The 26936-nt window shown below is 43.4% G+C and carries 16 protein-coding genes and 1 pseudogene; 10 read left to right on the top strand and 7 right to left on the bottom strand.

Features of this window, described 5'->3' with window-relative positions:
* The first annotated feature begins 45 nt into the window (after nucleotides 1-45).
* A complete protein-coding gene (locus K8P02_RS04680) occupies nucleotides 46-513 on the top strand; it encodes a nucleoside deaminase (protein ID WP_002561697.1) in 468 nt (155 codons plus the stop codon).
* A gap of 281 nt (nucleotides 514-794) precedes the next feature.
* Here K8P02_RS04680 and K8P02_RS04675 read toward each other — a convergent pair whose 3' ends face one another.
* Together K8P02_RS04675 and K8P02_RS04670 are read right to left on the bottom strand one after the other, a co-directional pair.
* Nucleotides 795-2357: an OmpP1/FadL family transporter gene (locus tag K8P02_RS04675; RefSeq protein ID WP_122202233.1), complete on the bottom strand. Its 1563-nt coding sequence runs from the start codon at nucleotides 2355-2357 to the stop codon at nucleotides 795-797.
* A 29-nt stretch (nucleotides 2358-2386) separates the two neighbouring features.
* A complete protein-coding gene (locus K8P02_RS04670; protein ID WP_002561699.1) occupies nucleotides 2387-3685 on the bottom strand; it encodes a hypothetical protein in 1299 nt (432 codons plus the stop codon).
* Between the two features lie 457 nt (nucleotides 3686-4142).
* Between K8P02_RS04670 and K8P02_RS04665 the strand changes: the two genes are divergently transcribed.
* Nucleotides 4143-6380: a hypothetical protein gene (locus K8P02_RS04665; protein WP_025867708.1), complete on the top strand. Its 2238-nt coding sequence runs from the start codon at nucleotides 4143-4145 to the stop codon at nucleotides 6378-6380.
* 241 nt (nucleotides 6381-6621) lie between these two features.
* Nucleotides 6622-7467: a 50S ribosomal protein L11 methyltransferase gene (gene prmA, locus K8P02_RS04660; protein WP_002561701.1), complete on the top strand. Its 846-nt coding sequence runs from the start codon at nucleotides 6622-6624 to the stop codon at nucleotides 7465-7467.
* Nucleotides 7468-7582: 115 nt separating this feature from the next.
* On the opposite strand, the gene K8P02_RS04655 is transcribed toward prmA, so the two are convergent.
* Together K8P02_RS04655 and K8P02_RS04650 are read right to left on the bottom strand one after the other, a co-directional pair.
* Nucleotides 7583-8476, bottom strand: a complete 894-nt coding sequence (locus K8P02_RS04655; protein WP_002561702.1) for a glycoside hydrolase family 25 protein — start codon at nucleotides 8474-8476, stop codon at nucleotides 7583-7585.
* 147 nt (nucleotides 8477-8623) lie between these two features.
* Nucleotides 8624-10267: a diphosphate--fructose-6-phosphate 1-phosphotransferase gene (locus K8P02_RS04650; protein WP_002561703.1), complete on the bottom strand. Its 1644-nt coding sequence runs from the start codon at nucleotides 10265-10267 to the stop codon at nucleotides 8624-8626.
* Between the two features lie 288 nt (nucleotides 10268-10555).
* Between K8P02_RS04650 and K8P02_RS04645 the strand changes: the two genes are divergently transcribed.
* Entirely contained in the window at nucleotides 10556-12892 is a 2337-nt protein-coding gene (locus K8P02_RS04645; RefSeq protein WP_155921467.1) for a glycosyl hydrolase family 95 catalytic domain-containing protein, read from the top strand.
* A 278-nt stretch (nucleotides 12893-13170) separates the two neighbouring features.
* Here K8P02_RS04645 and K8P02_RS04640 read toward each other — a convergent pair whose 3' ends face one another.
* The 3 genes and pseudogenes from K8P02_RS04640 to K8P02_RS04630 all read right to left on the bottom strand — a co-directional run bounded on the left by K8P02_RS04640 (nucleotide 13171) and on the right by K8P02_RS04630 (nucleotide 18963).
* A complete protein-coding gene (locus K8P02_RS04640; RefSeq protein WP_002561705.1) occupies nucleotides 13171-14559 on the bottom strand; it encodes an efflux transporter outer membrane subunit in 1389 nt (462 codons plus the stop codon).
* A gap of 111 nt (nucleotides 14560-14670) precedes the next feature.
* Nucleotides 14671-17763 carry an efflux RND transporter permease subunit gene (locus tag K8P02_RS04635; protein WP_007484964.1) on the bottom strand — a complete coding sequence of 1031 codons (3093 nt, stop codon included), beginning with the start codon at nucleotides 17761-17763 and terminating at the stop codon, nucleotides 14671-14673.
* A 3-nt stretch (nucleotides 17764-17766) separates the two neighbouring features.
* Nucleotides 17767-18963, bottom strand: a pseudogene (locus tag K8P02_RS04630) (efflux RND transporter periplasmic adaptor subunit).
* Nucleotides 18964-19238: 275 nt separating this feature from the next.
* On the opposite strand from K8P02_RS04630, the gene K8P02_RS04625 reads away from it, so the two are divergent.
* The 6 genes from K8P02_RS04625 (at nucleotide 19239) to K8P02_RS04600 (ending at nucleotide 26724) form a co-directional block, all read left to right on the top strand.
* A complete protein-coding gene (locus tag K8P02_RS04625; protein ID WP_002561711.1) occupies nucleotides 19239-21452 on the top strand; it encodes a patatin-like phospholipase family protein in 2214 nt (737 codons plus the stop codon).
* Nucleotides 21453-22115: 663 nt separating this feature from the next.
* A complete protein-coding gene (locus K8P02_RS04620) occupies nucleotides 22116-22385 on the top strand; it encodes a hypothetical protein (protein WP_002561713.1) in 270 nt (89 codons plus the stop codon).
* Nucleotides 22386-22387: 2 nt separating this feature from the next.
* A complete protein-coding gene (locus tag K8P02_RS04615) occupies nucleotides 22388-22948 on the top strand; it encodes a 1-acyl-sn-glycerol-3-phosphate acyltransferase (RefSeq protein WP_002561714.1) in 561 nt (186 codons plus the stop codon).
* 25 nt (nucleotides 22949-22973) lie between these two features.
* Nucleotides 22974-23750: an amidohydrolase gene (locus tag K8P02_RS04610; RefSeq protein ID WP_025867710.1), complete on the top strand. Its 777-nt coding sequence runs from the start codon at nucleotides 22974-22976 to the stop codon at nucleotides 23748-23750.
* 173 nt (nucleotides 23751-23923) lie between these two features.
* Complete coding sequence (locus K8P02_RS04605; protein WP_002561716.1) at nucleotides 23924-25915, top strand: glucosamine-6-phosphate deaminase; 1992 nt, start codon at nucleotides 23924-23926, stop codon at nucleotides 25913-25915.
* Between the two features lie 83 nt (nucleotides 25916-25998).
* A complete protein-coding gene (locus tag K8P02_RS04600) occupies nucleotides 25999-26724 on the top strand; it encodes a tyrosine-protein phosphatase (protein WP_002561717.1) in 726 nt (241 codons plus the stop codon).
* The last annotated feature ends 212 nt before the right edge of the window (nucleotides 26725-26936 follow it).

Below are 26936 nucleotides of genomic sequence, written 5' to 3'. Positions count from 1 at the left end.
TTGTCTGAATGATTACCTTTGCCTTAAAACTAAATCTTAAAAGAAATGACTAAGGAAGAATTAATGCGGAAAGCCATTGAGCTTTCAAAAGAAAATGTCGCTAATGGTGGTGGCCCGTTTGGTGCTGTTATTGCCAAAGACGGAGAGATTATTGCTACCGGAGTAAACCGCGTAACTGCCTCTTGCGACCCTACAGCCCATGCGGAAGTCAGCGCTATCCGTGCTGCTGCTGCCCAGCTTGGTACATTCAACCTAAGCGGTTACGAAATATATACTTCGTGTGAGCCCTGCCCGATGTGTCTGGGAGCGATCTATTGGGCACGACTGGATAAAATGTATTATGGCAATAACAAAACGGATGCGAAGAATATAGGGTTCGACGACTCATTTATTTATGACGAACTGGAATTGAAGCCCGCAGACCGGAAATTGCCTTCGGAGGTACTGCTCCACAATGAAGCTATCAAGGCTTTTGAAGAGTGGGCGGAGAAGGAAGATAAAGTGGAGTATTGATTAATCCTATTAACATTCCTGAGAATCATACGTACTATGCCTGACAAAGAATGCATAGTTTACATCTGAACTATGCATTTTAAGGGAGCGTTAAAATGCATTTTAAGGTATTGTTAAATACGTACTTTAGGACTCGTAATATTATCTTTCCTAAATGGTAACATAAAGCGTTGCAACATAGAAGTATACGCTATATAAAACAAGAATCCCCGGAGTACTGCATTTCTCCGGGGATCTTTTTCACACACAAAAGTTATAATTGCAATTGAAACTCTTCTTTTTTAGAAACGCATGCCGATGGTAAAGAGTACCTGGCTGCGAGTGTTGGTAACGTCCGTCTTGTTAAGATATATATCTTCAAAGGCATAGAACTTCTCTTTATAAGTACTGTATTTATATGCGAGATCTGCATAAAGCAAGCTGCCACGATAACCGATACCGATGGTATAATTGCTAAGCGCCTGGGCATTGGCAAAATCTGTATCTGTACTTATTGAGTTTATAGGTAAGTTCTTGAAAGCATCCTCCTTAAAGGCAGAAGTGCTGTAATTGTATCCCAAACGGAAAGCAAATTGCGGAATCACCTTATACTCTGCCCCTACGCGAACCGTACTAACTCCTTTCAGCATACTGGTCTGGCCATTTTCCCAAGTCATTGCATCACCTTCGGGGTAGTTGAAGCGCATTGTTGAATAATTTTCATATTCATACTCCGCACCGATAGCCAGGCTACTGCCCACTGTATATCCGAGACTGAAATTATAAGTCCACGGTGTACGGAAACTATACTCGCGGTTCATATCACCCACCAAGTCATAGGTATCAATGGTGGTCCGAGTCAGTTTATCACCCAAAAAGACATCGGAAACCATACGAGAGCTTGTAGTCAGCGTAAGTTTATAGAATGTAGGAGAGTGCACAGACACACCGAAACGCAGAGGAGAGGATTCGATGGGACGTACAATGGCTCCCAGCTTAAAGTCAAATCCACTACCGCCAATCTTGTTCCAGCTTTCCAGCAAATATCCTGTCTCGCCATAGTTCTCGTCATAAGAAGAGTACTTCTTATAGTCTACGTCATAAGCACCTATTGTCATTCCGAAATAGAAACGGTCATTGACGTTGAACGATACGTTGAAGTCATATTGATCAATTCCGCCTCTTTCCTCAGAGTGAAACTTAGCATAGGGGATATCGGTAGTCATCGGTCTGTAGAGGTTTCCACCCCATTGGTCTTTTCCATCTTCAATTATTAGATGACCTTGAGAGCCCAATACGGAAAGCCAACCCAAATCCTTGTCGCGAAAAGCTTCACGGCCTTCAAGATATTTACTGTCTTTCACTCCATTCGCCTGATTAGCCATCTGGTAGGTTTGGGTTACAATACCATCGCCAGGTGCTGTATTCAGCAATCCCTCCATGCCCATATTCTTATAGAACGACTTCGATTTGTGATAGTTGAATCCGAAGTTCACATACCGCAGAGGCGTCTGATTACCTATCTTTGAAGAAAACACAAAACCTATATTATCAAATCCTCCACGGTTCTTATCCCATTTTGAATTATAAACATTGTCAAGTCCCTTGTATGTACTCTCCATCCCATAGGCTGAGAAACTGAAAGTAGTCATCACATCATTACTGCGGTAGATTCCGATACCAGCCGGATTTGTTCCGATAGTGGATATATCTCCTCCTAAAGCACTCATTGCGCCACCCATACCGACAAAACGGGCGGTTCCATTTAAGTCCTTACCAGTAAACTTAGCAGCATCGTATATTGTCTGTGCCTTTGCACTGCCTGCAAGCAGGGCGGCAGCCGCTATAATCATTATCTTTTTCATAATCCTTACCTTTTAAGTTAATACTACGGTTATCTCCGGCTACTACTGCTACGGCTGGAACCACCGCCACCACCACTGGAACGGGAGGAACTACCACCACTATATGAACCTGCACTGGAGCGCGAACTACTGCTGCTACTGGGAGAATAACTTCTGCTGGAAGAAGGAGTAGACGACGAACGTGAACTTCCGCTTGAATAGCTGCTACGGCTGGAAGGCTGCGTTGAGCTACCTCTGTTGTAAGTAGAACTCGGACGGCTACTGCTACTACTGCTCGGTCTGGAGGAAGAGCTGCTGGAAGGACGGCTTACCTCAGTCCGCGAGCTACTATTATAAGTACTGCGCGTACTGCTCGGACGTGTGTAGGTAGAACGACGTGAAGAGCTTGCTTCTCCCCTGTCCGTACTTACTCCCGGACGACTGCTGGCGGAGGTACGTGTACCTACAACCCGGCTTGAAGACGAAGCATTGGTACGACGGGAAGTGCTCGTTCCACCTGCACTTGGGCGACGGGAGGCATCTCCTGAGGTATATGTACGACGGGAAGTACCCGATGAATACCGGTCGCTGTTTCCGTAAGACCGACGATTGGTATAACTGTTATTGCTCCAGTAGTGACCTCCGCCACCCCAACCCGGATAATACCCGGGATAATGATGGTGATGTCCCCAGTGACCACCCCAATAGCCGCCACCATACCAACCACCGTACCAGCCGCCATAATATCCGCCCCAACCGTAATAAGGACGTGACCATCCCCAACCCCAACCGGGACCGTAGGAATTATAGCGCCAATCCCACCACATCGGATTGCTGAACGTAGGGAACGCATAGGCATACAAGCCGTCAGTATATACGTTCCAGTCCCATGAATTGCTTCCGTAAACAATATCCCAATAGAACGGGCTACTGATACTTACAGCAAAACGCGGATTACGGAAACGGATGATGCGTTCTGCATATTCGTAATCGTCCTGCGAACCGTTGAACTCACCGTTCACCCATTCGCCATCCAGATCCGGGCGTGATTTCTCTTTAATATATAAGGTGTCATCCTCCATCTCGAAGTCGTTTTCACGTGCATCGTAGCGGCGGTTATACTCGTCCACATCTCGGGTATTTCCTTTGCGGTCCTGAACAACAACAGTTGTCCCCGGAGACGTATAAATATTCGTCGTGGCCTGTCTCCTCACCGGTTCCTTCTTCTCTGGTGCCGGCTCTTCCTTCTCTTTGGAAGGAATGAAGTAGAGGTCATCGTCATAGCTCTGTGCCATCAAACCTATAGGGAGACACAAGGCAATCAACAATAAAAAAACAATCTTTTTCATATCTCTGTGGTTTATGGGTTTATTTTTTAATCCTTTCATTCACATTACAAAGATAAGCAAGGTATTGTTGCTTTTCGGAAGATTTTCCCCAAACAATAATAGGGAAATCCCTATTTATAAAAGATTAAGAAGCTGATAAAAACCTTTAATACTTTACCTCAATGAATAAAAAACAGAAGGATGCAGGGAATTGTTTCCGAGAGAAGAAAAGTTAACCATGAAGGTGGCATGTAACCGGAGCGTAGCCTGTATGTAGGCAAGGCGTGGGCTCCAAGCAGGCAAGGCGTAGTCTCCAAGCAGGCAAGGCGTGGGCTACGAACACCCTGTTTATCCTCCTTTTACCATAGTAATCTTTACGAGGCAGAACAACCGTTTAAATTAAAAACTCATTTCGCTTTCAATTTCAAAAAATATATATACTTTTGTTCTTCATAAATAAACTTCTAAAAGACAGATTATGAAAAAAGGACTACTATTAATGGGTTTGTCACTGTTTTCCGTGACAATATCGGCACAACAAATTCATTCTATTCTAAATAAAAAATATGGAATAGAGAACAAAACATCTATCAAAACAAAGCAAACCAGACAAGCAGAAACAGAAAAGCAAAAAGAGTATCAAAAAATGGTGGAAACACAGGTGAATACCAGCATCGCACGCCATAAACTGGAAAACATGCGCGAAACCATCGAAAGGGCAAGCGTCAACCTTCTGGATGAAGCTGTCATCGAAGGATCGGAGAGACGCACATACACCTATTCGCCCGACGGCAAACGTGACGAAGAAAAACTCTACCATTGGTACAACAATGAATGGCGACTGGATAATGTCTATAAAAGAATATACACGTATGACGACCAACAACGCTGTACTGGACGTACTATATTAAATGATGGCAGAGAAATATCCAAAGTTACCATCAGCTATGAAGGTGGAAACACCATCTACAAATACTACAGAATAGGAGGACCCGAGCAAACATTGGTGGCCGACTATGAAAAAGGTTACGATGCAGAAAAGCGCGAAACCCTCTACAAATTATACGACGAACGAGGTATCCTAAGAGACTGGAGAGAATTCAGATATGATAATGAAGGAGACCAGGTATTCACGTTATTCTGGAACGGATCATGGGGTGAACATGGCAGTGGAACAAAGTATGAAACGATAAAAGAAGGCTTGAAAAATACAAGAACCTCCTATCAATGGGACTCAAATAAAAACGACTGGTGGATGACCGAAACCCTGACCATCCTCCACAATGAAGCAAAACGCAGCTTGTCCGAAGAACGTTACGCATACAATCCCGATGGTAGCATCATCCATGGAGAAAAAGAAACCAATGTATATGATGCATACAACCGCCTCACCTCTACAGTGGTCGAGGAGTATACGAACGGAAAATTTGAATACTCATACAAAGAAGAGTATACATACTGGGGAACCGAAGCCTACGATCCCGACAGCGAAGAGGAAGACTTTGAAGGTCCGTTACTCACCTATTCTTCTTCTGACTGGGAAGACGGTGAATGGGTAGAAACTGAGTATGGAAAGATAGAACGTAATGCACAAGGGGTAGCCACAAAGGGTTACTCAAAAGAAATTGATGAAGAACGTATTGACGGTGAGTATGTCTTTGTAATCAACGAAGAAGAAGGAACGTTTGACGATAAGGGAAACCTTATTGCAAGTACAGGAACATGCAAGCATGAGAACGGCACATTGTTGTACAACATAAAATCTGAATACGAATATAATGCCCAAAACAAAAACATACGTTCTACTTTCTACAGAAAATACCCGACGGATGATGCATGGCAACTGAATGAAGAAGACCGTGAGGAATATGATTCATTCGGCAGAACTATCCTGAGTTCCTACCTCTACCGCGATGATAGCAATAACTGGCAGGGAAATAAGTCAATATACAAATACCAGTTTGGAACCAAAGAGACGGAATATGCCGAAATAACAGATTACTTTGTAAACAGCAACGGTGAATTCAGTACAGTACCAAGCTACTTCCGTTCTCATCTCCTGAAGGATCAAATCAAAGAAACCATAAACCAATCCTACGAGAATGGAGTTGTAGTTTATGGAAACAAAGAGGAAGTGGCTACAATCAGCATCCAGCTCACACTGCCCGACCCCGAACGTTACAACGATCCTATCGAGATAGAAGAGGTGATGGAAAGTCCGAAGATTTCTCTCATATCCTCCTACTACTGGGAAAACGATAGCTGGATACCGCAACAAAAGTACGGATTCGAGCAAGAAGGCAACAACATCACCGTAACATTCCAGGTAGGTGACAGAGAGATGGAAAGAAGCGTATACACCTACGATGACCAGAAGAGAATCGTTGCCTATACACAGTATCAGGATACAGAGAAGAGATCAGAAGTGACATATAGCTACAACAACGACGGATTGCTGAACAAGAAAGACGAAAACGGTATTGTCACCCTCTACATCTATTCTAAACACGAGGTGACAGGTATTGAGAAAACAACCGTGTCCGTTCTGCAAATCAAGGGACGTATCATTACTACCGACAACGCAGAAACATTGTTGCAGGTATATACCATTGACGGAACACTCATCGCCAGCGGAACAGGTACAGTTACCCTGCCGGAAAGCGGAATCTACATCGTAGTTACAGACACTGTTCGCCAAAAAGTTATGATCCAATAATGTATGGACATGAATTTATTTACGATTAGACGATATACGATTGAAGTTACTCTTTTAAAAGCCTGTTTCAGTGCTGTTAGAGACAAAGTAATCCCAATCGTACATCGTAAATCGTCTGATCTAAATAAATCCATTTTTATATGGATATAAGGGAATTTTGGTGCAGTTGCCCGGGCTTTTTCGGATATTATACCAGGCAATTGGTATTTTAATTACCTTTGCAAATAAAAACAGAATACATATGAAGTACTTTGAATTCACTTTTAACACTAACCCTTGTACCGAAACAGTCAACGATGTACTGGCCGCTGTCCTGGGTGAGGCAGGATTTGAAAGTTTTGTAGAGCGCGAAGGAGGATTATCAGCTTATATCCAGCAAAGCCTTTGCGATGAAGAAACAATAAAAAACGCGCTTGCTGATTTTCCTTTGCCCGATACGCAAATCACTTACAGCTATGTAGAGGCAGAGGATAAGAACTGGAACGAGGAATGGGAAAAGAACTTCTTCCAGCCAATAGTAATCGGAGACCGTTGCGTGATTCACAGTACATTCCATACAGATGTGCCCAAAGCGGAATACGATATTGTAATCAACCCACAAATGGCATTCGGCACAGGACATCATGAAACCACCAGCCTTATTATTGGCGAATTATTGGATAGCGAACTGCAAGGTAAATCACTGCTCGATATGGGATGCGGAACTTCCATACTTGCTATCCTTGCCCGCATGCGTGGTGCTGCTCCCTGCACGGCTATTGACATCGACGAGTGGTGCGTACGCAACTCCATTGAAAACATTGAACTAAACCAGGTAACGGACATCACCGTAGAACAGGGCGATGCTGCTGCATTGGCGGGTAAAGGACCGTTCGATATAGTCATTGCCAATATCAACCGCAATATTCTACTGAATGATATGAAGCAATATGTCGCCTGCATGCATCCGGGTTCGGAACTATATATGAGTGGCTTTTATGTAGATGACATCCCCGTGATCCGCGAAGAGGCAGAACGAAACGGACTGAGCTTTGTTCATTATAAAGAAAAGAACCGTTGGGCAGCTGTCAGATTAATAATGTGCTAATGTGCCAATGTGCCAATTAGCTGCGCAGTATTTGCACAAAGCTAATTGGCACATTATTTAATTGCATATTAACACATTATAAATTGGCACATTGGCATATTAGCACATTGGCACATTATTTTATCGTCATCCTCTTCAGCTCTTCCAGCGAACCGTTAAATACATTCAAGTCCACATCTTCATCAATTCCAGGCACAGTACCAACATCGGAATGCTGCCAAAAGTGCCATTTACCTTCATACTTCACAGAATCCACATAATAGTGAGCAATCCAGTAAGGATACGTATTGAAGATTGAATCATCCAGATAGCGGGTTTTAAATTTGTAAGAAGTATAAAGGATTGGTTTCACACCATAGTGCGCCTCCACCCTGTCGAGCCAGCGCTTAATATTTTGCTGCAATTCCTTCTTTGTCTTTTTCCCGGTTACCTCCACATCCAGCACCGGAGGAAGATCACCCGGAGCAAGTTTCACCGTACGAATAAAGAAATCGGCCTGCTTTAGCGGATCAGTCTTCGGAGAGAAGAAATGATAAGCTCCGCGAATAAATCCATGCTTTCCCGCTTCCGAGAAATTACGGGCAAAAGTATCATCACCATGATCTCCGCCTTCGGTAGCTTTCATAAAAACAAACTCAATAGGATAATCGGTCAGACGGCTCTGCATCAGTTCAAGCCAATCTATATCACCTTGATAATGGGAGATATCAATGCCATGTACATCATAACAACAAGGCACACAAATACCATATGCTTTCAGACCGTAACAAGGTTTCCAACGATAAGCATAAGGACGTATAAAGAAATAATAAAATGCCCCGGAAAAGATAGCAATAATAAAGATAGCAAGTACATTGCGCAACCAGGAGGGCATAGCAGTACGGGCTGTTTTTTTTGTTTTTGAGGGAGTACGACGACGGGTACTACGCGCAGCAACAGCATCCATAGGGGTACGACGCGAAGTAGCAGCAGAAGTTTTGTGAGGTATAGGTTTACGGGAAGTAGTCATATCAGTAGTTAGAAGTCAGTATTTAGTAGTTAGAACCTATGCAGAGTACCAGTATTTACTACTAACTTGGAATTTAGTAGCCAGAATCTATAACAGCGTTAATACTGTATAGATTCGAACTACTAACTACCAGTTTCTAACTTCTTCTTATTTAGCTTGTTCAAGCTGCAATGTCTTGGTAGGCTGATCACAGACTTCAGTAGGACCAAAGTACTGGATAGGACCCGGATATACATAATCCGTAGTCATAGCCCACTGGTCGCGCATAGCGGCAAATGTTTTGAAAGGAGCACCATCCAGTTTCACGAGAGCTTTCTGGATAACCGGTTTCATTTCGCCATGACGACGTTCCATATTCATCATCATTGTGATAGGCACACCGCCTGCAATCCATTCTTCGGCAGGAGCTGTAGTGTTGCGTACAGATGACATATAACCAGTCTTACCATTGGCAATCAGCATAGAAGCGGTATATCCCAGTGAGTAGCAATAGTCGGCATCGTAGTTTGACGGAGCAGCGCAACGGCCTTCGTAACCGAAGAAGTGGTGCTGTGCAGCAAACTTTCCTACATATTTGCCTTCTGCCTTCCAGGTAGCCAATTTGGTAGCAACCATTTCCGACAACAGTTTCTCTGTTTCAATCAGTGATACCTGTACGTTTCCGTGCGGGTCACGGTCCAGAGTAAGCTGACGGGCAACGCCCTCGGGAAGGCTTGCATAGATAGCAGAATTTTCCGGAGAAAGTTTACGGATAATATAATCACGTTGATGAGATTTCTTAATCTGAGAGAACTCTTCTGCATTAGAAGCCAGGAAGTCGTTCAACTCAGCAATCAGGCGTTTCATAGCCGGAATGAACTCAACAAGACCTTCGGGGATAAGAACCGTACCGAAGTTATTGCCTTGTGCAGCACGATCGGCAACCACCTGTGCAATGTAGGTTACTACATCATCCAAAGACATATCTTTCGTTTCTACTTCTTCAGAAATGATACATACGTTAGGCTGAACCTGCAAAGCACATTCCAGCGCAATGTGAGAAGCCGAACGACCCATCAATTTGATAAAGTGCCAGTATTTGCGGGCAGAGTTACAGTCGCGTTGGATGTTACCAATCACTTCTGAGTAAACCTTACAAGCTGTATCAAAACCGAAAGAAGTTTCAATCATTTCGTTCTTCAGGTCACCATCGATAGTCTTCGGACAACCGATTACCTGTACACCAGTGTTCTTTGCTGCATAATATTCAGCCAGCACACAAGCGTTTGTATTAGAGTCATCACCACCAATAATAACAAGTGCTTTGATGCCCAGTTCTTTCAGGATTTCAAGCCCTTTGTCAAACTGCTCTTCCTTTTCCAGTTTCGTACGGCCGGAACCAATAATATCAAAACCTCCTGTATTACGATACTCGTCGATGATATCAGAAGTAAGCTCCATATAATTATGGTCAACCAGACCACCGGGGCCCAAGATGAAACCATACAATTTGCTATCAGCATTGAGAGCTTTGATACCATCAAACAGACCGGAGATTACGTTGTGTCCGCCCGGAGCCTGTCCACCGGAAAGGATAACACCTACATTCATAGCAGGCAGTTTAACAGCTTCTCCGGCTTCAAACTTAATCAATGGCATACCGTACGTATTGGGAAATAATTTCTTGATAGCTTCCTGATCGGCTACCGATTGAGTAGCAGCGCCTTCTACGGCTTTAACAGCCCCTTTCAGCGCTTTCGGAAGTTTGGGCTGATACGCAGCCCTTGCGATTTGCAATGCACTTTTAGTCATTTTCTTTATTTTTATTTAAAGGTGTTAGTAAGTTCGATACTAAAAAATCAAAAGCGATGCAAATTTCGTGTTTTTTTCTGAAATATGAAAGAGCATACGTAAATAATGTTAGCATACCTTTCGGTTAGAGAGACTTCCGGCTATCAACTACAAAAAATGGAAAAGGCGATAAAATGGCTTTTTTGAGGTATTAGTATAAATCATTGAGATAATACTGCAAAGTGGGACAAAAGATTTGAGCTACATTTGCACACATCATTTATGCATTTTTAATCAGGAAAAGAAACCATGAAAAACATGTATGGTCACCTTAGTAAAGGTATTTTGTTAGGGGTTCTCTGTCTGACTTCGTGCAGCAACCCCGCCCGTTCAGAACAAGAACCTCCTATGAACCGCTACAAAGCTGTATTTACTTCCATCCCGCAGGAAGTACCTACGATCAAAACACCCGATGCTCCCTTGGCAGGAAACGGAGATATAGGTATCACTATGGGCGGAGCACCGGATAGTCTGTGCTTTTATATCGGCAAGAACGATTTCTGGCGTGCATACCCTGTTTATCCGGGTGGTATTGCTCTACCAGGAGGGCTGAGCATCTCTTCCAAGAGTCTGCAAGGAGCCGGCTACTATGCAGAGCAACTACCGGGAAGCGCCGAAATCAAAGGTCGCTTCACCAAAGAAGATTTACAGGTTGAATTATCGGCATGGGTAGCAGCAACACACAATCACGTCGTCATAGAGTTGACAGCCAACGAACCTATTGAAGTCAATCTCAACCTATGGGCGGCCCAGGGTAACACCTCCGTCACTGCACAAGGCAAAGAAGATATACACTGGGTGAGCCGTTCATTTGAGAACACTCCGTTGCTACGCTGGCCTACACACGTAATACTGGCTATGAACACTCCCGGAAGTCCCCTCCCCCATTCTGACAGGATATTGTTACAACCCGGAGAAAAGAGATGGATAACCGTCACAGCATACACCAATCACGACACACCCCAATGGAAAGACCAGGCACTCAGTGAAGCCAGAAAACTGACTCCCGCCTTATTAAAAGAACTAAAGAAAGAACATCAACAATGGTGGAATAACTTCTGGAATGAATCCTCTGTCACCATCGGTGACGAAGAATTGGAGCGCTACTATTACATGTCCCAGTATCTGCTGGCTTGCTCTTCACGTGGCGATAAGTTTGCTCCCGGCATTTGGGGCACATTTGTTACACGCGATGAGGCTGCATGGGGAGGTGACTATCACTTGAATTATAATTATCAGGCTCCCTATTGGGCAGCATTTTCTTCCAATCACATCGACCTCACAAAGAATTTTGACCAGCCATTGCTGGATTATATGGACATGGGACGTCGGCACGCCCGTGAGCTATTGAACTGCAAAGGCATTTATTATCCGGTTGGTATCGGTCCAAAAGGACTTTGTACCTCTATGTGGCCTCTTACTCCGGACGAAATGATGCAAAAATATGCTACCCGCGAAAACACGATTGACAATGGGTATAAGTTCCTGGGACAAAAGATAAATGCAGTATTCAGTGTAGGCAATATGCTGATGAGGCACTACAGCACCTACGATGAAGCGTATGCAAAGAAGGTATATCCTTATATTATAGCCTGCGCAGACTTTTGGGAAGATTATCTGGTAATGGAGAACGGACGTTATGTGATAAAAATGGATCACTTCAACGAGGTGATGCCCAACAAGCGCAATAAAGGCGTATGGCGAAACAGGTTGGGCGATTTCAACTCAACTCTCTCGCTGGGATTAGTGAAGATGCTTTTCAAAGGAGTAACGGACATGAGCATCTTCCTCCAAACGGATGAAGAACGACGAGACAGATGGAATGAAATACTAACCAGACTAAGTGACTATCCTGTAGGAAAGAATTCTGAAGGAAGAATGAGCCTGAAAAGTATGGAACGCGGACCGCAAAATTCGGAAGTCCGTCCGTCGGGGTTAAACCGGGTATCTATTCATGGGCTTATCCTGCCAGGAGGAGTAGCCGGTCCGGTAACCGACTCTGTATTTAATACTATCCTGCTGGAAGATGTCAATCATTGGACAGATCGGCAACAGAATCCCAACGACTGGGGAAACACAAGCAACAATGGAATAGAAACCTGTTATCCGGGTGCAGTACGAGTAGGCTATGACGCGGAAAAGCTACTGCAACATCTTAAAAGACGTATCAGCTTCAGTGTTCATCCTAACCTGTGGATAACCCAGGGAGGTGGAGGCATAGAGACACTTGCCGCTGTGCCATTGACTATCAACGAAATGCTGATGCAGAGCTATGAAGGAGTAATCCGTATTTTCCCTAATTGGATAATGACACAGGACGCTTCTTTCAAAGATCTGCGGGCATACGGTGCTTTCCTCGTGAGTAGTAGCCTGAAGAACGGAACAGTGGAAATGGTGGAGATTAAAAGCGAGAAAGGACGTACCTGTGTGATAGATAATCCCTGGAAGGGGAAAGAAGTACGGATCGTACGTAATGGGAAAAACGAAGAAGTTATAGGCGGCAGCCGATTCACGATTGATACAAAGGAGGGAGAAACGGTAAAAGTGCTTCCCGCACAGGGAGGTTCGACAGGCGATGGTAGCTAAGCAAGTATATTCAAATCTGTATGGTTTTGAAGGTATTTCACCACAGAGTAACACAGAGTTCCACAGAGTAGTATTTATCTGATGAAACGCGGATTAACACAGATGAACGCAAATTAAAAGACTGTAGTTCTTTATCATACATTTGTTCCCCTTTGCGAAAATCTGCGTTTATCCTGCGTTTCATTAAAGATTTAAACTCTGTGGAACTCTGTGTTACTCTGTGATGGGTTTAACTCATTTCCGATCAGGTTTGAATAAAACTGAAACAGCCTCTTAATTTATTTACCTTCTTCCCTTATTTGCCAACCTCCGCCAAGAGCTTTATACACTTGTACTACTGCGATTAACTCATCACGAATAGCATTGCTCAAGCCTATCTGAGCATCAAAATAGCCACGTTGCGCATCGAGTACATCCAGATAATTGATAACTCCGTTAATATATTGAAGTTGTGCCAAGTCTACATAACTCTTGGAAGAACGTTCCAAATGAGCACGAAGATCATATACCTCTTTTATCTTGTTGAAGTTAACAATTGCATTTTGTGTCTCTTTAAATGCCGTCAACACCGTTTTCTCATAGTTGTGTACTTCCGCTTCATAGGCAGCCTTCTTAGCTTTCAACGCTGCGCGATTCTTTCCCCAGCCCAGAATGGGAGTTAGCAAAGCACCTTCCATAATACCATAAGGAGATTTCAGCAGATCGGAAAGGACTGTACTTTCGGCTCCGGCCCTACCTGTAAGAGAGATACGCGGAAACATATTCGTATACGCTACCCCCACTTTGGCGTTGGCAGCAATCAGTTTCTGCTCTGCCTGACGAATATCCGGACGACGTTCGAGCAAGGCAGAGGGTAAGCCAACAGGCAACGCATTCGGAAAATTGAATTCCTGCAACAAGCCACTACGAGCTATTTTATTAGGATACTCTCCGGCAAGAAAGGCAATATCATTCTCTTTGAGACTGATCTTACGTTCGAGATCGGGCACAAGTGTTGCCGTACGGGCAAGCTCCACCTGAGACTGGCGATAGGAAGTCTCGGATGTCAACCCACCTTCAAAACGAATACGTGCCAGACGCATCCCTTCTTCACGGGCTTTCAGAGTCTGCCGGACAATCTCAAGCTCCGTATCAAGAGCTACAAGTTCATAGTAAGCCTGTGCCACTTCGGCTACAATAGTCATACGCAAAGCACGTTGTGCCTCTATGGATTGCAAATAGTCGGCAATACTTGCCGAACGTGCCCAACGAAGGTTTCCCCAAAGGTCAAGCTCCCACGAAAAAAGTACCTGAGCCTCAAAGGTATCACTGCGTTTGAAAGCATCGCCACCATGATTCTCAAACTCACGTTCACCGGTCACCGTTCCTTTTATGTCGGGAAGAAGGGCAGCAGTTGAGATTCTTTTTTGTGCAGCCATCTCTTTTACGCGGGCAGCAGCAATTAAAAGATCTTTATTGTACTCCAGCGATTTTGATATCAACCCGCGAAGTGTAGAATCGGTATAAATCTCCCACCAGTCCATATCACCAAAACTAAGTGTATCCTGATTGCGAGCAAGGCTGTCAGGCAAGTGAAGGTCAGGGCGGGTGTAACTCTTTCCAATCTTACAAGAGGAAAAAGAGACTACAGCCAGTAATAAAATAATATATAAAAAATTTCTCTTCATATCGTAGTTAGAATTTAGTAGTTAGTAGTTAGAATTTAGAATTTGGTAGTTAGAATTTGGTAGTTGGAATCTTTGCAGATACTCCCACGCTGCATAGATTCCAACTGCCAACTACTTACTTCTAACTACCAACTTATACACCATAACAAAGAAGAACGGTACAAGAATAATGCCCAGAACAATGGCAAAAATCATTCCGAAGAATACACCCGTACCAATAGCCTGCCGACTGGCAGAACCCGGTCCGCTTGCCAATACCATCGGGAGCATACCAAGCACAAAAGCCAGAGACGTCATCAAAATAGGACGAAAACGCAGACGGGCAGCATTGATAGCCGCTGTAACAATATCTTCGCCATCGTCTACCTGTACTTTGGCAAACTCCACAATAAGGATAGCATTCTTAGCTGCCAACCCTACCAACATTACCAATCCTATCTGAAAATATACATCATTTTCCAATCCGCAGATCCATACCCCCAGGTAAGCACCTAACGCAGCAATCGGCAAGGATAACAGTACGGCAACCGGCAAGGTCCAGCTTTCATATTGTGCAGCCAGAAACAGGAACACAAAGAGGAATACCAACGCCATCACCAACCCTGTCTGTCCACCGGCCTTCTTCTCCTGATAGGAAAGTCCACTCCATTCCAGCCCGATATTATCAGGCAAATGATCACGGGCTATCTGCTCCATAATCTCCATGGCTTGTCCGGAACTATATCCCTGTGCAGCTTCTCCGCGTATCACTGCCGTAGTAAACATATTGAAACGTTTGATACTACCGGGTCCTGTAGTGTATGAAGCATTCCCCAAAGAGGTAAGCGGTACCATAGCACCATTGGATGCTTTAACAAAGAAGAGGTTGATATTATCTTTATGCTCACGATAAGGAGCCTCTGCCTGAATATACACCTTATATATACGGTTGAACATGTTGAAGTCATTTACATATACAGAACCTGTATAGGCCTTCATGGTAGAAAACACGTCCGCCAGCGGAACACCTAACATCTTCACCTTATCACGGTCTACATCGAAATACAATTGTGGTATCTCTGACTGTAACGAAGAAGACAAGCCGGCAAGTTCTTTACTTTTTGAAGCATAGTACATCAATGTATCCGCCGCCTGAACCAGATTATCAAAAGTTGCCTCTCCACGGGCTTCCAGCTGCATCTCAAAACCTCCCGAACTACCTAAACCCGGGATAACCGGCGGTGTAGAGAGATACACTTTACTCTCGGGATACTCTTTGAGGTGTTCTTGTACCTCGGCCATAATTTTGTTTATAGTGGTTTCTTTACGTTCCTCCCACGGTTTCAGGATAACAGTCAACTCACTACGTGCCTGGTTACTACCTACACGAGGGCTACTTCCAGTCACATTCTGTACATATGCAATGTACGGATTCTTATCAAGGAAAGAGATAGCGCGCTCAGTCACTTTACGTGTACGTTCCAGTGTAGAACCTTCGGGCAGTTCAAGCTCTATCTTAAAATACCCCTGGTCTTCTACCGGAAGAAAACTGGTAGGAATGATACGATGTAATAAAAGAATCGCTATCAATACCATGCCGAAAGCACTTAGTACACGACGCGGATGCTTGATGACACGAGTGATAACTGCTACATATTTATTATTTCCAATATTCAGCCACTCATTAATTTTACGAAATACGATGTTCTTCTTTTTGCCATTGTCCGGTTTCAGAATCAAAGAACACATGACAGGACTCAGCGTCAGAGCCACTACTGTAGATATCAGTACAGACACAGCAATGGTAATGGTAAACTGACGGTAAAGCTGCCCGGTAATGCCACTAAGGAAACTAACAGGAACAAATACGGCGCAGAGCACCAGCGAGGTCGCAATCAGAGCACTCGTCAGTCCCTCCATTGCCTTCTTAGTGGCCTCGTAGGCACTCAACTTTTCTGTCTCCATGATATGTTCTACGCTCTCCACCACCACAATAGCATCATCTACCACGATACCAATGGCAAGAATCAACCCTAACAATGTAAGGATATTCAGTGAGAAGCCAAAGATCAACATAAATCCAAACGTACCAATCAGCGAGATAGGTACAGCCACAATTGGAATCAGTGTGGCACGCCAGCTCTGCAAAGAGAGAAATACCACTAATACCACCAGTACAAGTGCTTCAAACAATGTTTTGTACACTTCATGAATCGACTCCGAAATATAGGTAGTCATATCAAACGGGATTTCGTAGCTCAACCCCTCAGGAAAGTTTTTACTGATTTCTTCCATGGCCTGTTTCACGTTGTCGGCCACTTCGATAGCGTTAGCACCAGGAAGCATATAAATACCAAGTACGGCAGCATTCTCTCCGTTGATACCACTCTCCGTATTATAAGAAGAAGCCTCAAGTGACACACGTGCCACATCTTTCAAACGGATAATAGATCCGTTTGCATTGGCACGCACCACAATATCTTCAAACTGACTTACGGTGGAAAGACGTCCCTGTGTAGTAATAGGAATAGTAACATCGAGCCCTTTTACCGGTTGCTGGCCAAGTACACCGGCAGCCGACTCACGGTTCTGATCCTTCAGAGCATTCTGCAAGTCCTGCACGGTCAAACCGAAGTTTGCCAGTTTATCGGGTTCTGCCCATATCTGCATAGCATAATACCGGCTACCAATATTCGATACACGTCCCACACCCGGAATACGACGAAGCACGTCGAGCACGTTGATCGTGGCAAAGTTACTCAAATAGATTTCGTCAAACTTCGGATCCGAAGAAGTCAGACAGAGTGTCATCAACTGACTTGGTGCCTGCTTCTCTACGGAAATACCATTTTGAATTACTTCGGCAGGCAAACGGGATTCGGCAAGTTTCACACGGTTCTGAATCTCAACGGCAGCCAAATCAGGATCAGCAGATACATCAAAAGTGACTGTAGCCGAAAAGCCTCCGGAGTTGGAACTGTTAGACTCCATGTAAAGCATACCGGGAGTACCGTTAATCTCTTGTTCAATCGGAGTAGCCACCGCCTGCGAAACGGTAAGTGCACTGGCTCCCGGATAGGATGCACTGATTTTAACCACCGGCGGAGTTATCTGCGGATACTGATCCACCGGAAGCATAGTCAACCCTATGACTCCGATTATTATAATTACAATGGATATGACCGCCGAGAAAACCGGACGATCTATAAAAAAACTGACTTTCATTATTTACTCCTTTATAGCGTTATCCACCTCTTCAGCCTTATCGGCTTCTACTACCCGGACTTTCATTCCCGGATTGAGTTTGTGGAATCCTTCAACAACAATCATTTCTCCCTGTGCAAGTCCGCGTTCCACAACTACTTTATTACCAAATTCAGGTCCTAATTCAATGAAACGTTTCTCTACTGTTGAGTCTTTACGCATCACGTAAATATAAGCACCACCTTTCTCGATTGTTACAGCCTTGAGAGGCACCACAACAGCACCTTCTCTAACATCGAGCAATAATTTCACTTTTGTGAACTGTCCGGGTAACAACACCTGCTTCGGGTTGGGCATCTCAGCCCGGACAGAGAACGTCCCCGTCTGAGGATCCACTTGTGGTTCGGCAAAATCCACGTAACCTTTGTATGGATAGACCGTATTATCGGCCAGTGTAATAGAAATGTTGGGTTACCAGGAACGACTGGAATCCTGCTGCCCGATATTAATATTCCGTTCTTTACTTTTCAGATAATCCAGTGCAGTCATATTAAAATCGACCAGCACCGTATCACTCTTTACGATGGTAGCCAGCAAAGACTTCGCACCCGGTCCAACCAATGTCCCAAGGTCGACGTTTCGTTCGCTGATATGTCCCGAAAGCGGAGAGCGAACTAATGTATATCCCAATTCCATCTCTGCTTGTGCCAGATCGGCTTCACTCATGGCAACCGTAGCTACTGCACTTTCATAAGCAGCTTCAGCATTATCAAGATCCAACTGGCTGGCAGCATTCTGAGCATAAAGCGGTTTGATACGTTCAAAGTCACGTTGAGCTTTCAGTGCCTGTGCCTCATCTTTTTTCAGCTGTGCACGTGCTTTATCTGCTTTTGCCCGGTATTGCTCCTGGTTAATAACAAAAAGTACCTGGTTTTTATTCACATAGGTACCCTCTGCGAAAAGCATCTGTTCCAGATAACCTTCTACACGGGCACGCACTTCAACAAATTGCTGGGCACGAATACGGCCTACATACTCACCATAAATTTCTACATCATCTTTTACTGCAGCCTCCACTATCACTGTAGGTATTTCCGGTTCAGCCTTATGCGGACGCGTTAATAACCAGTAAATACCCAATATCAGAACAATGCAAACAACAGTAGCAATGGTTCTCCTTTTCTTTAATTTTAATTCTTTCTTTGAGAGAAATAATCTCATAATCGGTTGAATTAGTTAATTTAACTTATGTTTGTTCTTAGTCTCTTGTCGTACAAGTTTCGTACCAAAACTGCAAAAACTTCATTTATCTACTATAAACAAGCTGTTTATACTGTATATACACTAATTGGACATCTGTGGAATTTTACTGTAAACTGTAGAATTTATCCACAATTCCGACTTTTGGACCACAAAAGTAGAGAAATCTGCCTAAAGCAAAACAATTTATCACTTACATTTGTATTTTATATGTTACACGTAACAAAACCATCTTAATGAAAAAACATTTATCTTTAACATTAGTTCTCCTGGCCTGCTTTTTTTTGGCTTTACCTACTTCGGCACAGCAACGTAAAAAAGTAGGCGTAGTGCTCAGCGGTGGCGGTGCAAAAGGTGTCGCACACATTGGAGCATTAAAAGTGATCGAAGAAGCAGGTATTCCCATCGATTATATCGTAGGTACCAGTATGGGCTCTATTATCGGAGGTTTATATTCTATCGGCTACACACCGGAGCAACTTGACAGCATGGTGAAAAAGCAAGACTGGACCTTCCTTCTCAGTGACCGGATCAAACGAAGCCAACAGACCATGTCCGAACGGGAAAAGTCGGAAACGTATGTACTCTCTCTCCCTCTGACCGGAAAGGGTTTCAAAGAACAGGCATCGGGAGGAGTTATCAAAGGGCAAAACCTCGCTAACCTGTTCTCTGACCTCACTGTGGGGTATCATGACTCAATTGATTTTAATAAAATGCCCATCCCTTTCGCCTGTGTTTCGGAAAACGTTGTGAATGGTGACGAAATAGTATTCCATAATGGCGTACTTGCCACAGCGATGCGTGCAAGTATGGCTATTCCCGGTGTGTTTACCCCTGTGCGAATAGACAGTATGGTATTAGTAGACGGTGGCATGAAAAACAACTATCCGGTGAATGTAGCCAAAGCAATGGGAGCCGAAGTTATCATCGGAGTAGATGTACAGGATAAGCTGAGAACAGCTAATGAGCTGAATACGGCTCCTGATATTTTGTTGCAGATTATCGATCTTACTACACAAAAAAATTATGAACAAAACGTAGCAGCTACAGATGTTTATATAAAAGTAAATGTAAAAGGATATTCTGCTGCCAGCTTTACTCCCAATGCACTGGATACGCTCACCAATCGAGGGGAAGAAGCAGCACAGGAGAAATGGAGCGAACTGTTGAAGCTAAAAAAGAAAATAGGTATCCCGGCAGATTATAAACCAACTCCTCATGGGCCTTATACTTCCTTATCTTCTTCCAGAAAGTTCTTTGTAAAAGAGATCAATTTTTCCGGTATTGAAGATGTAGATAAAAAATGGATGATGCGGAAATGTAAATTGAAAGAAGATAGCGAAATCAGTGTAGCTCAATTGGAAAAAGCACTTTCCGTATTACGGGGAAGTCAGGCATATTCCAATGTCAGCTATAAACTTACCAGTACACCGGAGGGAGACAAGTTAGACTTTTTGTTAGAAGAAAAGTATGAACGGAAAATCAACCTGGGCATTCGTTTCGACTCTGAAGAAATTGCTTCTATGCTGCTGAATGCGACCCTAAACTTAAAGACACATATCCCGTCTAAAGTATCTGTAACCGGACGTTTGGGGAAGCGATATGCTGCCCGCGTAGATTATACCCTGGAACCGATGCAGATGAGGAACTTCAATTTCGGCTACCTCTTCGAATATAATGATATCAATATCTACAATCATGGTGACCGTGCTTATAATACCACTTATAAGTACCATTCGGGAGAATTCAGCTTCTCGGACGTATGGTATAAGAACCTGCGTTTTGCTGTCGGAGCACGATTCGAATATTTCAAATACAAAGATTTTTTGTATACCAGCCCGGAGTATAATCTGAAAATAAAACCGGAACATTTCTTCAGTTACTTTGCGCAGGTGCATTATAATACATTCAATAAAGGATATTTCCCCAACCAAGGTGCAGATTTTAAAGCCGGATATTCACTTTATACAGATAACATGGCAAAGTATAAAGGACATGCCCCATTTTCAGCACTTAACGCTTCATGGGTGGAAGCTTTCCAATTAACCAATCGTTTTGCCTTGCTTCCCGCTATATATGGAAGAGTGCTTATAGGTAGAGATATCCCCTACCCGTATACCAATGCATTGGGTGGTAACTACTTCGGACGGTTCATTTCACAACAAATGCCTTTTGCCGGAATTGATAATATCGAAATAATGAAAAACTCCGTAGTAGTAGGCGGTTTAAAACTACGTCAACGCTTATGGACCAAACACTACATCAGCCTGACAGGTAATGTAGCACTAACCAATAATAACTTCTTCGACATCTTGGAAGATAAATGTATCTACGGATTCAGTTTAAGTTACGGAATAGACAGTATGTTCGGCCCCCTTGAAGCTTCATTGGGATACTCTAATCAAAGTAAGAAGGCAGGGTTCTATGTGAATCTGGGATTCTACTTTTGACCAAACCTGAATCAGTTCACCACAGAGGACACGGAGGACACAGAGAAATTATCGACTTGGCATAAAAAGAATAAAATCCTCTGTATTCTGTGGTGAATCCTCTCTTTTCTTTGCGAGAATTCGCGTCTATCCACATTTCAATCAACCATCGTCTGGTGTACCTCCCCATGCGGAAAGCACACCGTTGCCCGGTGTTGTACTTTGTCTTTCTCAGAAAGGAACGTTCCTTTTCCCCGTGAGCAGCCTTGTTTTACATGTACATGTTTCACTGTACCACATGTACATGTCGTACTGCACCACATGCACATGTCGTACTGCTTTACATGTACATCTAAAACAATATTACACACCGAGGCTTCCTACGTTACTCTACGAGATAGAACTTTATCAGCACCGAAGAAATAAATAGATGGTAACGACAGAAGCTATTAAGCTCAAAACTTAATCTATTTACGATTAGGCGATGTACGATTGGAATTACCCTGTCTCTGACAGGGCTGAAACCGGCTTTTAAAAGAGTAACTTCAATCGTACATCGTAAATCGTCTAATCGTAAATAGATTCATATCCATACAGTATTGTATTATTTATTTGCCTAAGCCGAAGAAAGTATTTATCTTTACCGCTGATATATTCAATATTCACATTAAAAGAAGATAGATTATGGCAAGTAGAAGAGAACTCAAGAAAACCGTAAATTATATTTCAGGAGAATTATTCTCAGAGTGTTTGATCAATAGCATGTTTGTTCCTGGTACTGATAAGGCCAAAGCAGACCAACTTATGGCCGAAATCCTTAAGATGCAGGATGAGTTCATCAGCCGCATCAGCCATACAGAGCCGGGTAATGTAAAAGGATTCTACAAGAAATTCCGTAGTGACTTCAACGCTAAAGTAAACGAAATTATTGATGCCATCGCGAAATTAAACTAAGAATGAAAAAAGCAATTTACAGCTTTATTTACTTTCGCTTGTTGGGTTGGAAAATGAATGTAACGGTGCCAAACTACGACAAATGCGTAGTTTGCGCCGCTCCCCATACTACAAATTTAGACCTCTTCATAGGTAAACTTTTCTATGGCGCCTGGGGGCGTAAAACAAGCTTCATGATGAAAAAAGACTGGTTCTTCTTCCCCTTAGGCATCATTTTCAAAGCAGTGGGAGGTATTCCGGTAGACCGTAGTCGTAAAACATCATTAGTAGATCAGATGGCACACAAATTTGCCGAAAGTAAGAAATTTCATCTTGCCATCACACCCGAAGGCACACGTAAACGAAATCCAAACTGGAAGAAAGGATTCTACTATATCGCACTGAAAGCACAAGTCCCTATCGTGCTCGTAGGAATAGATTATACTACTAAGACCATTTCATCCACCAAAGCTATCATGCCTACAGGAGACATTGAAAAAGATATGCGCGAAATAAAGCTCTACTTCAAAGACTTTAAAGGCAAACATCCCGAAAACTTTAGTATCGGAGATATTGATGAGTAGTGATTAATGATTAGTAATAAATGTAATGCAAGAATTACGTATTTCAATCGTCCAGACTAATATTGTCTGGGAGAATAAACAAGAAAATCTCCGTTTGCTCCGTGATAAGCTACAAACGCTTCACGGAACAACGGAGATTGTTGTTTTACCGGAAATGTTCTCGACCGGGTTTAGTCTGAACAGCCGGAAGTTGGCAGAACCAATCTCCGGAGAAACCATACAAACACTCAAAAAGTGGGCCGGAGAATTTCAGTTCGCTATTACCGGAAGCTTCATTTGCAGCGAACAAGGTTCGTATTATAACCGCGCTTTCTTTATCACCCCCGAAGGAGAAGAGTATTACTACGACAAACGCCACCTCTTCCGTATGGGGCAAGAAGCTGAACATTTTTCCTCCGGAGACAGTAAACTCATTATCTCCTACCGCGAATGGAACATCTGCCTGCTGGTATGCTACGATCTGCGTTTCCCGGTATGGAGCCGGAATGTAAACAATGAATATGACTTATTAATATATGTAGCCAGTTGGCCGCAAGCCCGCCGATTAGTATGGGACACACTGCTTCGTGCCCGTGCTTTAGAGAATATGTGTTATGTATGCGGGGTAAACCGCACTGGAACAGATGGTAATAATCATCTATATAATGGAGGTAGTATCGTCTATTCCGCTAAAGGTGAAATACTAACATCAGTCCCGGACGGCAAAGAAGCTATCGCCACCGTTTCACTCAACCTCAAATCGCTACAACAATTCCGTGATAAGTTTCCGGTATGGAAAGACGCAGACACTTTCCGGATTTGAGTTTATATGTACATTTTAGTGATGTAACTTAAATGAACAAACGTTAAAATCGCCTCCCTATAGTAACAATACCTACAATAAGGTAGTTTTTATAATAAACTTCTTTTGTATCTTTGTCGTTCAGAAAAAACAGTCGCACGACTTGAATCTAACATAACTTAATTAAAGAATTTATGAAAACAAACTTAAGTTCTCAAATCACTCTCAACAGGGTCTCCCCCAGATACTACAGACCAGAGAATGCATTTGAACGGTCGGTATTAACCCGACTTGAAAAAATCCCTACTGATATTTATGAATCTGTAGAAGAAGGTGCCAACTACATCGCTCGCGAAATAGCACAAGTAATACGCGACAAACAGAAAGCAGGACGTTTCTGTGTTCTGGCATTGCCGGGTGGTAATTCACCACGCAATGTGTATTCCGAGCTAATTCGCATGCACAAAGAAGAAGGCCTGAGCTTCCGCAATGTGATCGTGTTCAATATGTATGAATACTATCCATTAGCTCTGGATGCAATCAACAGTAACTTCAATGCCTTGAAAGAGATGTTCCTCGACCATGTGGACATTGATAAGCAGAATGTATTCACCCCGGACGGAACCATTGCTAAAGATACGATTCTGGAATATTGTCGCCTGTATGAGCAACGTATCGAAAGTTTCGGAGGTATTGACATTGCTCTTTTGGGTATCGGTCGCGTAGGTAATATTGCTTTCAATGAGCCGGGTTCACGCCTGAATTCTACTACTCGCCTGATCTTGCTGGATAACAGCTCACGCAATGAGGCTACCAAGATATTCGGAACAATGGAGAACACTCCTATCAGTTCTATCACAATGGGGGTATCTACTATCCTGGGTGCCAAGAAAGTATATCTTCTGGCATGGGGAGAGGACAAAGCCAAGATGATTAAAGAATGTGTGGAAGGACCGATCACAGATACAATCCCTGCATCTTATTTGCAGACACACAACAACGCTCACGTAGCTATCGACCTTTCAGCTGCCAGCAACCTGACACGTATTCAACGTCCCTGGTTGGTGACTTCTTGCGAATGGAACGATAAACTGATCCGTAGTGCCATCGTTTGGTTATGCCAATTGACCGGTAAGCCCATCCTGAAACTGACCAATAAGGATTACAACGAAAACGGATTGAGCGAACTTTTAGCTCTCTTCGGCTCGGCATATAATGTAAACATCAAGATATTCAACGACTTGCAGCACACGATCACCGGTTGGCCCGGCGGTAAACCGAATGCGGATGATACGTATCGCCCCGAACGTGCAAAACCGTTCCCAAAACGTGTTGTTGTATTCTCTCCGCACCCGGATGACGATGTGATCTCTATGGGTGGCACTATCCGCCGTCTGGTAGAGCAAAAACATGAAGTACATGTAGCTTATCAAACATCGGGTAACATCGCTGTAGGCGACGAAGAAGTAATCCGCTTCCTGCACTTCATTAATGGTTTCAACCAGATTTTCAATAACAGCGAGGACCTGGTAATCAACGAAAAATATTCAGAGATCCGCAAATTCCTCAAAGAGAAGAAAGACGGAGATATGGATTCACGCGATATCCTGACTATCAAAGGTCTGATTCGCCGTGGCGAAGCCCGTACGGCTTGTACATACAATAACATTCCGTTGGACCGCGTTCACTTCCTGGATCTGCCATTCTATGAAACAGGCAAAATCCAGAAGAATCCTATCAGTGAGGCAGATGTAGAAATTGTACGTAACCTGCTCCGCGAAGTGAAGCCTCATCAGATATTCGTAGCCGGTGACCTTGCCGATCCGCACGGAACCCACCGCGTTTGTACGGATGCTGTATTTGCTGCTATAGATTTGGAAAAAGAAGAGGGAGCCAAATGGCTGAAAGACTGCCGTATCTGGATGTATCGTGGTGCATGGGCTGAATGGGAAATTGAAAACATCGAAATGGCAGTACCTATCAGTCCGGAAGAGTTGCGTGCTAAACGTAATTCCATCCTGAAACACCAGTCGCAAATGGAAAGCGCTCCGTTCTTAGGCAATGACGAACGTCTGTTCTGGCAACGTAGCGAAGACCGTAACCGTGGTACAGCCGCACTCTATGATAATCTTGGCCTTGCGTCTTATGAAGCAATGGAAGCATTCGTAGAGTATATTCCATTATAACAATTAGTAAATAATCATAAAGAAGAGTGAGGAACAGAGAATTCTTCACTCTTTTTTTGTTTACAAATAAAAGACAAATTAATATGAAGAAAGAAGATACTCATTACCGGCTCCTACCAATGGCAGGAGCTTATAACATGCGCGATCTTGGAGGTTATCGCACCATTTATGGCAAACATGTGAAATGGAAAACTTTTCTGCGTTCAGACGACATGAACAAACTGACATCCACAGACCTGGATTATCTGACTCTATTACCGCTACGAACCGTGGTCGATTTCAGAGGTGAAGCCGAAAAGAGGGCAGCTGCCGATCATTTGCCACAGACTGTGTCCAAGCATATCCCATTGCCCATCGAAGCCGGCAATATGAGTGATATTGCACATTTTGACAAAAACAATCTGAGTGCTGTTATGGAAGAAGTGTACGCATTCATCGTTCGCCATATGCAGGATACATACAAAGAATTTTTCCGCATCCTGACAGAGAAAGCCAATACCCCGCTCCTCTTCCACTGTTCTGCCGGAAAAGACCGGACAGGCATTGCAGCTGCATTGCTGCTTTCGGCTCTGGGAGTGGAACGCGATACAATAATAGAAGACTATATGCTGTCAGCTCAGCATATCCAGGCCAAATATGATTTTATCACAAAAGACCATCCGGAACTGAAGCCGCTGACTACCGTGAGAAAAGAGTATCTGGAAACGGCTTTCCGTGTGATAGACAAAGAATTCGGAGGAATAGAAAGTTATCTGATAAACAACCTTGAAGCAGATATAGAGAAACTGCGCAATTTATATACAGAATAACGAAAATTACTCTACTTTTACAGACTAAGATTTCACCACAGAGGACGTTGAGAACACAGAGCTTTATTATCCGAATAAAACGCAGATTAACGCGAATGAACGCAGATTAAAGTACCGATATTCGTCCTTTTACATTTGTATTTTGCGAAAATCTGCGTTAATCTACGTTTCAATCAGATAAATAATACTCCGAATAATACTCCGTGTTCTCC

The organism is Bacteroides nordii (assembly GCF_019930665.1).
Lineage (GTDB): Bacteria > Bacteroidota > Bacteroidia > Bacteroidales > Bacteroidaceae > Bacteroides > Bacteroides nordii.
This window is presented reverse-complemented; position numbering and strand designations above follow the sequence as displayed.